Annotated in this window: 12 protein-coding genes; all 12 read right to left on the bottom strand. The window is 38.0% G+C overall.

Annotated elements, in window-relative coordinates; all coding sequences use genetic code 11:
- Nucleotides 1-274: 274 nt before the first annotated feature.
- Nucleotides 275-1381: a pectate lyase family protein gene (locus ACQ76T_RS08920; RefSeq protein WP_431342954.1), complete on the bottom strand. Its 1107-nt coding sequence runs from the start codon at nt 1379-1381 to the stop codon at nt 275-277.
- Between the two features lie 310 nt (nt 1382-1691).
- Nucleotides 1692-2030 (bottom strand): cupin domain-containing protein, encoded by a 339-nt coding sequence (locus ACQ76T_RS08915; protein ID WP_431342953.1) that lies wholly within the window; start codon nt 2028-2030, stop codon nt 1692-1694.
- A gap of 39 nt (nt 2031-2069) precedes the next feature.
- Nucleotides 2070-2804: a rhamnogalacturonan acetylesterase gene (locus ACQ76T_RS08910; RefSeq protein ID WP_431342952.1), complete on the bottom strand. Its 735-nt coding sequence runs from the start codon at nt 2802-2804 to the stop codon at nt 2070-2072.
- Nucleotides 2805-3364: 560 nt separating this feature from the next.
- Nucleotides 3365-4330, bottom strand: coding sequence for a pectinesterase family protein (locus tag ACQ76T_RS08905; RefSeq protein ID WP_431342951.1), 966 nt, complete (start codon nt 4328-4330; stop codon nt 3365-3367).
- Between the two features lie 15 nt (nt 4331-4345).
- A complete protein-coding gene (locus ACQ76T_RS08900) occupies nt 4346-5254 on the bottom strand; it encodes an alpha/beta hydrolase (protein ID WP_431342950.1) in 909 nt (302 codons plus the stop codon).
- A gap of 18 nt (nt 5255-5272) precedes the next feature.
- Nucleotides 5273-6940 carry a glycoside hydrolase family 28 protein gene (locus tag ACQ76T_RS08895; RefSeq protein WP_431342949.1) on the bottom strand — a complete coding sequence of 556 codons (1668 nt, stop codon included), beginning with the start codon at nt 6938-6940 and terminating at the stop codon, nt 5273-5275.
- A gap of 1 nt (nt 6941) precedes the next feature.
- The gene (locus ACQ76T_RS08890; RefSeq protein ID WP_431342948.1) at nt 6942-7787 is read right to left on the bottom strand and encodes a rhamnogalacturonan acetylesterase; all 846 of its coding nucleotides are present in this window, start codon (nt 7785-7787) and stop codon (nt 6942-6944) included.
- A 183-nt stretch (nt 7788-7970) separates the two neighbouring features.
- Nucleotides 7971-9614, bottom strand: coding sequence for a glycoside hydrolase family 43 protein (locus tag ACQ76T_RS08885; protein WP_431342947.1), 1644 nt, complete (start codon nt 9612-9614; stop codon nt 7971-7973).
- 74 nt (nt 9615-9688) lie between these two features.
- The gene (locus ACQ76T_RS08880; RefSeq protein ID WP_431342946.1) at nt 9689-10942 is read right to left on the bottom strand and encodes a glycoside hydrolase family 88/105 protein; all 1254 of its coding nucleotides are present in this window, start codon (nt 10940-10942) and stop codon (nt 9689-9691) included.
- A gap of 11 nt (nt 10943-10953) precedes the next feature.
- A complete protein-coding gene (locus ACQ76T_RS08875; RefSeq protein WP_431342945.1) occupies nt 10954-11949 on the bottom strand; it encodes a DUF4861 family protein in 996 nt (331 codons plus the stop codon).
- 50 nt (nt 11950-11999) lie between these two features.
- On the bottom strand, nt 12000-13415 hold the full coding sequence (locus ACQ76T_RS08870; protein WP_431342944.1) for a pectate lyase family protein: 1416 nt from the start codon (nt 13413-13415) through the stop codon (nt 12000-12002).
- Between the two features lie 14 nt (nt 13416-13429).
- Nucleotides 13430-14452, bottom strand: a complete 1023-nt coding sequence (locus ACQ76T_RS08865) for a pectinesterase family protein (protein WP_431342943.1) — start codon at nt 14450-14452, stop codon at nt 13430-13432.
- Between the last annotated feature and the right edge of the window lie 51 nt (nt 14453-14503).

Raw genomic sequence — 14503 nt, 5'->3', positions numbered from 1 at the left:
AGCCTTGGATACAGGAGTTTTTATGTTAGAGCTTGTATAAAAGGTCTGATCTTAGAGGGTATTAATCACTAAAAATTAAATATTCCTATAAATATTCAATAGAAATGGGCTTTAGCCCATTCTTTCATTTTTGTCCTTTTCCATTGGCTTTAGCCAAAATCTATTACTCAAAATATGATCATTCTATATTGTAAGTTTTTAAAAATAGAAAAGAGAGCACCTCATTGCTGAGATACCCTCCTTCTATTCCTACTATTATTATTAAAGTTTTCTGTTAAAAAGCATCGCAGACATTTCCGCCCAATGTTGCTCCTGCGTTGGCCGTTACATCCGCTTTTACATCGCCCACGTTTAACTTAGCAATGCTATACGGTGGAGTGAAGGCTGTTCCGCTTCCTGCAGTGTTTCCGGTAACATTGATAAAGCTGCTTCCTGTTTGGGTAACGGCGGTGAACCCGCTCATCAGGTTGATAGGTTCTTTCACGTTTTCAAAAACATTTCTCTCTACCAAAATATTAGCCTGAACCCCTGCAGCAATACATTTATTACTTACAGAACTGTTGAAATAACTGTTCAGGATATGAATTTTCCCAAATCTTACTCTAGGCATACGCTCTCTACATCCCGGTGCCCACCAGCAACGTACAAAAGTGATGTTGAGTTTTCCTGCATCTGCTGTAGCAGTATCACTTGATCCGATAAGATTTGAGAATCTGTGATCATCTGTTCCTCCTGAACCTCCTGGTTTGGGAGCTTTCAGATAATGGAATTTTGTGTAGGATACGGTAATGTAGTCGGATTTGTTTTTGAAATCAAAATTTCCGTCAACTCCATCTCTAAATTCACAATGGTCAATCCATACATTTCGGCAATCGTCAAGAATAGCGTTGTCCCAGCCATCTGTATCATAAGCTCCCGGTCCTTCAAAAATAAGGTTTCGGATGATGATATTGTTACATCTTTTGATATTGATAATTCCTGATCCGTCTTTTGTTTGGTCTGTGGAAACAAGCTTTGCCCCTGGAGCTCCATATAGGGTTTTTCCGGTTTGATCCTGGAAAGAGAGACGAGTAGTAATCGTAATGGTTCCGGTCACTTTGATCACTTTTACCGAAGTGTTTTCAATAGCTGCCTTTAACTGTGCATAGGTGGAAACTGTTGTTTCTGCAGCCGTTCCACCACCGGTAGTTCCGCCATTTTGAGAAGCCCATCCCGGTGCAACACAATCCGCTAAAGGAATAATTTTTTGTGCCAGAGAATTTTTAATACTTGTTTCCTGCTCTGCAAGATCATTGCTAAGTTCTTCGTGGCCACATCCTGTTAAAGCAAAGGCTGAACTTAGAGCTACTGTAAGGAAGGTAGCCTTGAACGTTGTTTTCATAGTTTATATTTTGTGATTTGTTCATGTGTAAAATTATAAAGTTAATAGTAAAATATTTTATATTTTAACATATTAATATTTATATAATTATAATATTGAATATTTAAAATGATCAATCGGTTGCATTTTATTATTTATTTAAAAATTAATATAGTTGGTTTCTATAATGTCAAAACGATAGTAAAAACAAAAGAGATTTGACGGGGAAAATGAATAGAAAAACAAATTTTCAATACTATAACCAAGGTTTGAAAATCTCGGGTTTGATAGTATTACGAGCTTTGATTTTAAACTCTAAAATCTTTTATTTCTATGAAATAAAATCCTCTCTGAATGGGGTAAAAGAATCAATCAACTTTCCTTCCTCAAGACACTTTACTCCGTGAAAAATATTGGGTTGGGCAAAAAATCCGTCGCCTTCCTGCAAAATTTTTGTTTCCTCATCTACCGTTACTTCAAATTTCCCTGAAGCAACATAAGTGATCTGGGAATGAAAATGCTGATGCAAAGCCCCGACTGCATCTTTTTCAAAACGCACAATCACCATCATAACCTGAGAGTTGTACCCCACAAACTGCCTGGAAACTCCATTTCCTAAATCTTCCCAATCAGAATTCCCATCGAAGAAAAGTTCCTTTTTAAAATTCATTGTATTTTTTATTGAAGTTCTATATCGTGAATAATTGTTTTACTTCATGTATTTTTCCAGCCCGGTTTTCATGGTTTTCAAAGAAGTTACCACCAATTTTGCAATAGATTCCGCTCCCAGCTTTGACAAATGAGTGTCGTCATCTTTTCCATCCGGATAATAAGGATCATCTCCTTTTTTATAGTGAAGATGAAGTTTTTTTGAATTTTCCGGACCGTAGGAAATCTCCAGCTGTTCTGTCTGTAGCTGTAAATCAACGAAAGGAACCTTAAGATCGTTAGCAACCATTCTTACTACCAGAGGATAGTCTTTATGAGTATCCACCAAAACACCGTTCTCATTAAAATTTCTTCTGACAATAGGAGTCATCAGAATAGGAATTGCTCCTTTAGACCTTGCTTCATTAACGTATCTTTCAAGATTGGCTCTGTATTGAGTAAAAGGATTGGTAAAGCGGGCTGAATCGTTAACTTTCTGATCATTATGCCCAAACTGAATGATCACAAAATCTCCTTTTCTAAGCTGGCTCATCACTTTGCCCCATCTTCCTTCCGTTCTGAAGCTTTTGGAACTTCGTCCATTGGTTGCATGGTTTTGAATATTTATTCCTGTTGTTAAAAGGGAGGGAAGTAGCTGCCCCCAGCCATGTTCGGGGTTTTTGTCGGGATTTTCTTTATTAGCCATGGTTGAATCTCCGATCAGGAATAAGGTTGGCTTTTGTGCTAATGCCATGATGGACAGAAAGAAAAAAAGTAGGGTAAGTTTCTTATTCATTTTAATTTATTTATTAAGTTCTTTTGTCTTAAAACAAAAGAATCAAAAGTTCAAGACCTGGACTCTTCCGCTAAAAATTAATTCTGTTCTCTAAAAATTCTAAAACTCGTGCGGATTGAGTGCTTGTTCTTCGGTTCATTATTGTTGTCGCACTCAGACAGTAGAATTTTTTACCGTTCACAGAATTCATTTTTTTAACGCTCCATATTCCTATGTCGATCGGATGTAGGTCGTTATTCGATATTTGCCAACTGATCGGGTTGTATTGCTTTTATTCATTTTAATTTATTTATTAAGTTCTTTTGTCTTAAAACTAAAGAACCAAAAGTTCAAGACCTGGAATCTTCGGCTAAAAATTAATTCTGTTCTCTAAAAATTCTAAAACTCGTGCGGATTGAGTGCTTGTTCTTCGGTTCATTATTGTTGTCGCACTCAGACAGTAGAATTTTTTTAACGTTCACAGCATTAATTTTTTTAACGCTCCATATTCCTATTTCGATCGGATGTAGGTCGTTGTTGATTATTTGCAGAACCAAAACTTTACGTGTTTGCTCTATGGTTTAATAGTCTGGAATCCAGTTAAATATTTTCTCTAGGGTGTAGTTTTTGAGATCGTTTTTTGTCAGCTGATGAGACCATTCAGCTCTTTTTGAGGTATTTCCTCCTTCACCTTTACTTCCATATTCGGCATAATAAGCGGTTTTTTCTTTATCAGGAAACATCTGATCTCCCTTCCAGGGATTCCAACCTTCTGCAATAATATGTTTTCCCATGTCTGTATTGATGAAAACGGTCTTCGCATAAGGCCTCCAGGGTCTTCCGAGATAAACTTTGGTAATCCCTTCTTTAGCGATCAGTTGACAGTCCAAAAATACAAGCCCATATTTTTTGTCAGCTTCAGTGGCTGAAGCCGTGATGTAGGAATCTGCTAAACTTTTAATGATGCAGTTTTTAAAAACAGCAGTTGCCTGCCCGAAAATAAAGTCGGTAGTTCCTTCTATAAAGCAGTTTTCAAAATATTGTCTGCTGTGATTGGTTGCAGAGTAAAGCGTGTCCTGGCAACCTAAGATGGCAGAATTTTTCATCACAAAGCGATCTCCTTCTACATGAAGTGAAACGGCCTGACCTTCATTGCATGAGCTGTTCTGAACGGTCAGATTGCGGATGGTAATATCATCGCCCATCACCAAAACCGTATAGGAGTTGAACGTAGTCATTTTTTCATTGAAAGAATCAGATTTTCCAGAGAAATCATTGTTGGTAATGATGGTGTTGTCTTTATTTTCGCCTTCCAGTGTAATTTTGTGTTTGGAAGAAGGAATGACTATTTTTTCATGATAAGTTCCGGATTTAATCAGAATTAACGCTTCTGAAGGCCCCAGATCTCTTACAGAATTGATGGCTTTCTGAATAGTGGTGAAATCACCGCTGCCATCCTGAGCAACCTTTATTTTAATATAAGGCTCATTTGTCGCCCATAAAAATTGGGTTATTGAAATAAAGAGAAGTAAGAGTGTTTTTTTCATGAAATTAGGTAAGCTTTATCTTAAAATTTTGTTTAAAAATTTAACAGTATAATTCAATGTTTCTGTAAACCATGGCTCGGCCGACCAGAAGGAATGCGGAGAGTCTTTAATTTCATGAAACTCTGTTGGAATATGATAAGCTTTCAGTTTTTTCATCATATCGTCTCTTCCTGCATGAAACCTCGGTTGAGAACTGTTGATGAAAAGGGTAGGAGGTGTATTTTTATCAATATATTCCAAAGGGGAAGCTTCTGTCCAGTTTTTTAAATTTGTATCTCTGTCACCACCCAGCCAATAGGACGCGTAAGTGCTTTCTTCGGCTTCCGGATGTATAAAAGAAACAATTCCATCTACATTAATGATGGCTTTTATTTTGTTTTTGGCTTTAACGCCTACCAATGTTGCGATCTGTGCTCCGGCAGACTCTCCTAATACAGCTATTTTCTTTTTGTCTAAAGAGTATTTATGATGGTTTTTTCTCAGCCATTCAATACCGGTTTCAATGTCTTCAACCCCAGCGGGGTATTTTGCTGCATCCGCTAAACGATAACCAATAGCGATCACTACAAAACCTTTGGAAGCGAGTTCCATCGCCATGTATTTCTCATTTTCTTTGCTTCCGGAGATCCATCCTCCACCGTGAACCATTGCAATTCCTGGATATTTTTTTGAAGGATCAAGAGGGGAGTAGACATCTGCTTTTAATGCGATACCATTGATATCAACATATTCTACATCCTTGTCTATTCCTATATTTTGTGGAACCGGACGATCAATAGGGGTAATGAATGGATGCTTTTTCTTTAGTTTTTCAAAAGTACCTTCGTTGGTGTAAGGAGAAGCATTCGGTCTGCTAGTTTGCCCGAATGCCATCGTCCCTACGAAGAAAATAGAAATATAAGTATGTCTTTTATTAAAAATCATTCGCTTGAGGAATTGTTTTTATTTTACTGTATTTTTAGCAACTTCATTACCGATAGAAAAGGCCGTTTTATCTACCGTTACTTCTTTTGGCAATAGCACAGCGCCTGTTTTGTTTCCTAAAACCTTGATATAAGGTTTATTGGATGTTTCAAATTTTACAGTAGAAAGATTGATGTTTTTACTGTTATAAACCGTTGCTCCTATACCTTCAGAATATTTCAGGGTTACATTTTTTAATTGAATGCCGTCTGCATCTACAATGGTCAATGCTTTTTTGGTATCAAACTTTGAATCTTCAATAACGATATTCTTCAGGTTCATTTCTGCTAAACCGAATAAGGTAATCGCTTCGTAAGAGTTGACTGCGTTGATGTTTTTAAAGTAAATATTTCTGAAAATCGGGGTTTCTTCTGTAACTGGATATACTTTTTCAGGAGTTTTGTTTCCTTCCTGTTTCTGTCCGTCCTCTAAAACCGGGGAAGCACCTTCATAAAACATATTGAACCCGATGGTTTGTGTGGGAATATTAATCATATCAATATTTTTGATATAGATATTTTCAACAATACCTCCTCTTCCACGAGTGGTTTTAAAACGAAGGCCGATATCTGTTCCGATAAAAGTACAGTCGGAGACATGGATGTTTCTCGCTCCACCAGACATTTCACTTCCTACGACAAATCCTCCGTGACCATGATATACGATATTATTTTTAATGATGACATTTTCTGTAGGCATTCCTCTTTTTCTTCCGTCTTCATTTTTCCCTGATTTGATACAGATAGCATCATCTCCAACATCGAAAGTATTATCATGAATCAGCACATTTTTGCAGGATTCCAGATCGACACCGTCTCCATTTTGCGAGAACCACGGGTTTCTTACGGTCAGATTTCTTAAAATCACATTGGAACACATGAGCGGATGTAGATTCCACGCCGGGGAATTCTGGAAAGTAGGACCATCTAACAACACTTTGTCACAACCTACCAGACTTACCATCACCGGACGCAGAAAGTCTTTCACACTGGCCAGTTCATCTTTGGATATTTTATCAGGAACATTAAAGCTTGAGCTGCTTTCCAATCCTTTTTTATAGCTTTCTGACGGATACCAGTTTTTGCCGTCAGAAGATAGTATTCCTCCGGATTTGATGATTTCTTTCCATTCAGATTCTGCAACTTTACTTTTTTTGATGGCTCTCCAAGCGTCTCCGCTTCCGTCAATGACACCTTTTCCTGTAATGGCAATATTGGTAGCATTTTTTGCGGAAATAGGAGACTGGCAGCGGACCGTATTCAATCCTTCGAAACTGACGTCTACCAAAGGATAATCACTTTTATCTTTGCTGAAAATAATAAATGCCCCTTCTTCTGTGTGAAGATTGATATTGCTTTTCAGTTCAATAGGCCCGGTTAACCACATTCCTCTGGGGACTACCAGCTTTCCGCCTCCTTTTTTGCTGAGTTCGTCAATTGCTTTTTTGAAAGCTTGTGTATTTTTTACATTTCCACCGGAAACTCCACCAAATTGTGTGATGCTTACAGTATTGGCAGGAAAAGAAGTTTCTGCTACCTGAGGCATGCTAAACTCAATGTTTTTATAAATATCCAGATTCTGGGCAAATGTATGCCCGGAAAACATCATTACTGCGGCAAAACCGATAATCATAAGAGACTTCTTCATGTTATTTTTTTTGAGTTTTAATTAAGTTTTTAAATTCTTTATAAACGAGCGATGCAACCACTTTTGCTCCTTCCGGCTGAAAATGGGTATTATCTTTCTGTCCTTTTGGATAGGCTTCATATACATTCTCAGGCAGATTCATGAAATAATGTTGAGTCGTGAAATCCTGTCCTTTTGCGGTAAAATATTCCATGGATAGCTTGTTCAAATCGATATAAGGAACATTCATTTCTTTGGCAACATCAATGGGAGCCTGCCAGTATTCACCATGTGCATTTTCAAGTTTTCCGTTCTTCCAGGGATAATTTCTTGCTACGGGTGTTACAATAACGGGATTTCCTCCTTTTTCTCTTGTCTGAGTCACAAAAAGTCTTACAAATTCTTTGTATCCCTGAATATTGACATAGCGTTCAGGATGTTTTTCTGAGCCGTCATTATGCCCAAACTGCATGATCACATAGTCTTTAGGCTGAAGGTTTTCATATACATAGCGCCACCTTCCTTCCTGGAAAAATGTACGGGTACTTCTTCCACCATGAGCCCTGTCAATAACTGCTACAGAATCACTTGTAATAGCAGGTTTCAGAGAGGAAAGACTGTCTTTCATAAAGAAAGGCTGAAAAACCTGTCCCCAACCTGTAATGGGGAATCTTACTTTCATATAATCTTTTCCGGGATCATAATTCCCCGTATAATCGGCCATTGTGGAATCTCCAATGAGGTAGATGTGCGTTACTTTTTTGTCTGGTTTTACAGTTGCCTTTTGGGCTTTATCTTGTGAGTGACATCCGGTAAGCAGCATGATACCGAATAATAATGACGTAATTTTATATATTCTTTGCTTCATGATTGTTTTGTTGGTTATCGCAAAGGCGCAAAGGGTTTTTAATTTTTAGACTGTTTTATGGCGCAAGAAAATCAAAGATTTCCAGCTATTTGAGTGGGGTCAATTTTATTACAGATGGATTTTTTTTGTCTTTTAATTATTTGTATTCTAGTGTTTTAGTGTGTTGGTGTTTTTCAACATCATTTATTTCTTTGTAATCCTGAACCAGTCAAAATCTGCGTATCCACCTCGTGGAGCTTTTGATGTACTAATGCTGTAAAGACCAACTTTTGCTCCAATCCATTTTCCCGGTTTTGCCTGAAAAATATCACCAGCTTTGATAAAACTTTTTCCGTTTTCACTATAGCTGAACTGACATAGTCCGTTGGGTTCATTTACATTGACTTTCAGATAGACTTCGTTGCTTTTTAATTTGGTTTCAAATACAATTTTTTCCTCTCCTCCCTTATCGCCTTTTTCGGCTTTTCTCAATTGCAGATAATACCCGTCCGGTTTATTGGTGATGACGATCGATTGATGATCCAATCCCATAATTAATAATCCTGCGGTTTTTCCTTCTTTGGCATCTTCGGGAGTCAGTTTTACTTTTGTAGAGGCTGCAAAATTCGGAGCTGGAAATTTTTGGGTTAACAAATTTGGGATATTCCAGAGGTTTTTTTCTCCTTCAGGAACTTTTATAGAAAACAATCTTAAAAATTGTTGCCCTGGAAGTTTAGAAGACCATACTATATTTTCATTGGCACTCCATTGCCACTGCAATCCTATCTTTTTATCATCAAACTCATCGCTTTCGGAAGGAGTAATGATAGGGTAGGACTGTCCAACGTTGGGTTTTTTATAGGTTGAAACGGTTTCTCCAATTCCATTCTTGTTATTATCTATTCCTATTACCGGCCAGTCTTTTTCCCATTTCACAGGCTGCAAATGAACGATTCTTCCTCCTGCATCTACATCCTGAAAATGATAGAACCAATCTTCTCCGGAAGGTGTATCTACCCAAGCTCCCTGATGAGGCCCATTGATGGAGGTTGAGCCTTGTTCCAGAACAATTTTTTCTTCATAAGGTCCTTCAATATTTTTTGATCTTAAAACCAGCTGCCATCCTGTTGCGACACCTCCTGCCGGGGCAAAAATGTAGTAATAGCCATTTCTTTTATACATTTTAGGGCCTTCTACCGTGGGGTGAGAATCATGGCCGTCAAAGACATGAATTCCTTTATCCAGTACTTTTGTTCCTTCAGGATTCATTCGGTTAAGGGTAAGGATGCTTTTTACTCCTGCCCGGCTCCCTGCCCAACCATGAATCAGATAGGCATTTCCGTCATCATCCCAAAACGGACAGGAATCGATTAAGCCTTTTCCTTCCATTACCAGTATGGGTTTTTCCCAGTTTGACAACGGGTCTTTTGTTTTTACCATATAAATTCCGAAATCCGGATCTCCCCAGTAAATGTAAAATTCACCTTTATGAAATCTGATGCTTGGAGCCCACACGCCGTCTCCTCTTCTGGGAACAGAGAAATGTTCGGTTGGAATAACGTCTCTGATGGCGTAATTTATCAATTTCCAGTTGACCATATCTTTGGAATGAAGAATGGGCAGTCCCGGAGCTTCATTGAAACTGGAAGCAGTCATATAGTAATCATTGCCTACTCTTATCACATCAGGGTCGGAATAGTCTGCATAGAGAATGGGATTTCTGTAGTTTTCTCCCAGATCGGCAGTCCATACTTCCGAAACATAGTTTTTTTCCTGTGCCTGAAGATAGGTGGAAGCTATAGAAAATACCGTAATGGAAAGGATATTTAAAATATGTTTTGTCTTCATATAACTAATGCTATTTTAAAGTCGTTTTGGCCTTTTTACCCAATCCATGTCAAGGTTTAAAACCTTGACATGGATTATTTCTCAAATTCTAAACTTGCCAGAATAAAAGGTCCTGTTCCTTTCGGGTCGTTGGAGCGCACTTCCTCATTAACGTAATATTCATAAGATCCGCTTCTGTAAGGATTTCCGCCTAAACCTGCCACAGCACAACATTTGTTTAAGCTTACGACTCCGTTCTCATCTACTGTAATTAAGTTTTTGATGATTCCATCGTAGCCTTTCTTTGCATAAGCTTTGTATGATTTAGGTAAATATCCTTTATTGACAGACTTGATCATTGTGTACACAAACATTGATGAACCTGTAGCTTCCAGATAGTTCCCTTTTTCTGCTCCTTTGTCCAGAACCTGATACCAAAGCCCTGTTTTGTTATCCTGAACTTTGATGATTGCATCGCAGTAAGATTTTAAATAAGAAAGTAACTTAGCCCTTCCTGGATGATTTTTGGGTAAATAATCCAAGACATCTACCATCGCCATTCCGTACCAGCCCATGGCTCTTGACCAGAAATTGGGAGAAAGTCCTGTTTCTTTGTTGGCCCATTGCTGTTCTCTGCTTTCATCCCAGGCGTGATACAATAATCCTGTTTTTGGGTCTAACAGGTGTTTTTGAATCAGCTCAAACTGATTGATGATATCATTAAACGCCTTATCGGCAGCTTCTCCTTTGGTAAAATACTGAGTGTAATGTGCGTAAAATGGTTCTCCCATATACAAGCCATCCAGCCACATTTGGTTGGGATAGATTTTCTTGTGCCAGAATCCGCCTTCTGAGGTTCTTGGCTGACCGTCTATCTGAGAACGAAGGGTTTGTAAAGCTTTCAGGTACTTTTCTTTTTTCTCCTTCTGATAAAGATAAAGAAGAACATTTCCACAGTTCAACATATCGATATTGTACTTGGAAAGATCGTAGGAAGCAATAGTTCCGTCTTCCTTTACCATCGTATCGCCAAAGGTTGTGATATAGTTGTAATAGTCTTTATTACCTGTTTTTTCGTATAGCTTTTCGGCACCTTCCAGTACAATGGCAGTTGGATAGCTCCATTTTGGGGTTTTATTGTAATCCAGCATCCAGGCCTGTGGGAAACGTTTCATTTCGGAAAGAAGCATCCTTTGTGACCATGGAAGTCGGGCTGAAATCTTTCCTTTTACTTCTGACTGTATTTCTGATGCGGAGGATTGCAAAGGTTTTTGAGCGCAGGAAAGAAAGAATCCCGAACACACTGCAGCCAATGCATATACTTTAATAGAGTTGTTGATAAAGTTCATGATTTTAAACTTTAAAGTTGATTGTTTTTATCGAGAATATCCAGTTTTTGGTCAAGATCCTGATAGAAAGATTCTTCAGTGGTCAGGCCGTTGGGTTCCTGAGACCAGGCTCCCAAAAAGTAATAGGATACGTTCTTTGTCTTTTTGAAAACAACGGTATGAGTAGATTTTGTTTTTACATACTTGTCGAAATTTTCAATAGGGTAGAAAACAGCCATTCCCAGATTGTCTTCTTTTTTGGCCAAGGTCTGCTGCCCATAAGTCGCAATATAAGCCCATTTTTTATTTTTGCTGATTCCCTGTTTTAACGGAATATTTTTAATGGCAACAATTCCGGTACATAAACCTGAAAGGGTGTTGCTCAGATTCAGATCTACTTTTACAAAGCGGTCTTTTGGGAAAATGGTTAGTTTTGACTGTAGATCTACAGCTTCTCCCCATGTTTTCCATCCTTTATAATTGATGGTGGCATAAGAACGGTCTTTTTCATTGACTACTTTTGCGGTGGTACTTTTTACGATCTTAAAGGTTTCAACATAATCGTTCTGCTCATCATATCTGCCATAAGAGCCAATTCCTATGCTGCGGCCGGATTTTAAGATATCCTGTCCCCAGGGAGCATCATGATGATAAGATTCAAAACCGTCTTGTCCTACTTCCGGCAAAACAAGTGTTGTTACTTTTTTACCAAAAATATCTGTAGCATTTCTCCAGTCCAGATAAAGTCTGTAGCCAATCTGGTTGTTTTCCAGTCCAATACCTTCGTATCGGATATAAGAAGAATGATCGGTGTGAGATTCCGGAAGGGTGAGTTCCTGAACGTTTTGAAAAGCTCCGCCCATATAATGATTGCCTTCCCATTTTCCTCCTTGTTTAACGGAAAGTTCTGCATAAGAGAACGGAGCTTTAGGATTTTTCTTTATCGTTTCTATTACAGAAGTCTGCGCCGAAAGTGTTGAACTGATAAAGGCTCCTGCAATACATATTTTAAACAAACTGAATTTCATACTATTTTTATTATGGGGTCTACCGATTGTAATACAAGTTTTCATGGTTATTAGCGTTGTTCATCGGTTATATTTTTCACAATATCATTCAGATACATTTCGATATTGTCGTATTTTTTATCCAGATCCCGTGCTGTGGCGTTGGCCATTTTAGGATTTAAATTATTTTTAATTTCCCATTCGTCTGGCATTCCATCATGATCCGAATCGGGGAGAGGTTTTCCAGGTTGTAAATGGGGAAATCCGCCAACATCATTCTGGGAATCAATGATTCCGTTTCTGCTTCCTTTGGATCCTGTGTAGGTGAAACTTCCGGTTTTAATATCTTTTAAAACATGAAGATCAACAGCATCCCGTATCAAGCTGGCTCCTGAGAAGATCAGTGTTTTTTCGTAAGCTTCCTGTGCAGAATGTGTTTTGGTATTGTTCTGAATATCATGAGGTTTACTGATCTTTATGCCATTTATGTCTTTTTCAGTGAGGTTATAGGAAGATTTTATCTGGCTGAAAACACCTTCAGGCCAGTTGTTTTCTGTTATTTCAGGATTCCCTTCCATAACGTTTCCATCAATATAATATTTCCCCCAGATGTTGTAAACTTCTGTTGCAGGATTTTCATTTTTATCAATAGCAACAATTCTCTGTCTGGTTAAGGTGGCCGGGCCGGGTTTGTAGTAGTTATTGACAATGTTTACATTCATCCCTTCTCCTCCGTACATACTGTTGTGTCCCCAGTTATAGATTACATTGTTCCTGAAATCAGTAAGATCAGTTAGTGCAAACTTACTTCCTGCATATTCTCCCAATCTTGGATTTCTGCTGTCGTGATGTGCATAGATATTGTGGTGAAAAGAGGCCGATTTACCACCTGCAATTCCTCCGTAACCATGGGCGCCTTTCTGATGAAAAGAATTTCTGAGACTTTCTGCAATAATGCACCATTGCAGGGTTGTGTTTTCGTTGGCATAAATAGAGACGGTTTCATCAGTAGACCAGCTCATTGAACAATGATCTACCATTAGGTTTTTGACAAATCTTGCTCCTAATGCATCACCTTCAAATTTTTTCTGATCACCCATTCTGAATCTCACATACCGTATAATAACATTATCTGCACCTACAAAAGTTTCGTAATTGGCAATCGTAATACCGCCTCCGGGAGCAGTTTGTCCTGCGATAGTTACATTTCCTTCTTTGATTTTTAAGGGAGACTGAAGTTCAATGGTTCCTCCGGTTTTAAAAATAATATATCGCGAACCTTTCTGATCCAAAGCATACCGTAAAGTACCTCTGGAGCCATCATCTTTAAGGTTGGTTACTTCATACACTTTTCCTCCACGCCCGCCCGTTGTCAATCTTCCAAAACCTTCAGCACCAGGAAAGCTCAATACTTCCTGCGCATTAATGAGCATAGAAATACTGTTTAAAACTCCTATTGCGAGCGGTTTGATGATGTTCTTTTTCATAATTGAAAGATGATTTATGGTAAGCTTTTCTTTATGTTCCAGTTGTCATTACCTTTAAGAATATAATCTGCTGTATATTTTTTTCTTTCTTCTTTGCTGAGTTGGTGTGACCATGAAACTCTCTGTTTAATAGCTGCACCCGGCCCTTTTGAATTGCTTTCAGCATAAAATGTAGTCTTTTCTGCATCAGGTTTATTCCAGTTGTGCCATCCTTCCGGTTTTATGGTTGAATTGATCTCACAATCTATATAAACGGTTTTCGCAAAAGGTCTCCACGGTCTTCCGAGATATACAGACTGCTCCTTGGCATTTCCTGTAATTTTTGAACGGATAAAAACAAAGCCAAATTCATTATCCTGTGGAGTAGAAGCAGCCGTTACGTAACTTGCTGTTTCTTTGGAATAAATGATACAGTCTTCAAAAACAGCGGTTCCTGCTCCGAAGATATAATCTGTTGTTCCTTCTATATAACAGTTTTTAAAATAATTCCTGGACGGTTTTGTTTTGTCCTGCATATCCTGAACTCCTTTTAAATATAAAGTATCCTGATAGCCTAAAAAGCGGCAGTTTTCAAAAACAATTCTGTCTCCTGAAGTAAGTACAGCAACCGCCTGACCTACTTTTCCGGAACTGTTTTCAAAGGAGATATTTTTTGCTGTAAAATCATTGGAATAGATAAAAATGGTAGATGAACCCGTAGTTCCGATTTCTTTTCCCTCTGCATTTTTTTTGGACGCAAAATCATCAAAAGTGATGATCGTTTTTTCAGGATTTTCACCTTCTAATAAGATTCTACCTTTATTTTCAGGAACAATAATCTTTTCTTTATACACTCCGGCTTTAATGAAAATTTTGGTTCTTGTAGAAGAATGGTTTTCAATAGCGTCAATAGCTTGTTGTATTGTTGTAAAATTACCTTTTCCGTCTTTCGAAACAATGAGGATTGTATCATTAGTTTTGAAAGAAAGAAGGCTCAATATAGCGATTAGTACAATAGAAAACAGATTGAAATTTTTAAAAAATAAGAAGCGTTTCATAGAAAGTTTTTTTGATAAACTACAGACCGATCTCGCTGGGAGACAGTCTGT

This window comes from Chryseobacterium sp. JK1 (assembly GCF_050632815.1).
Taxonomy (GTDB): Bacteria; Bacteroidota; Bacteroidia; order Flavobacteriales; family Weeksellaceae; genus Chryseobacterium.
The sequence above is the reverse complement of the archived record's forward strand: the minus strand, read 5'-3'. Positions and strand labels throughout refer to the sequence as shown.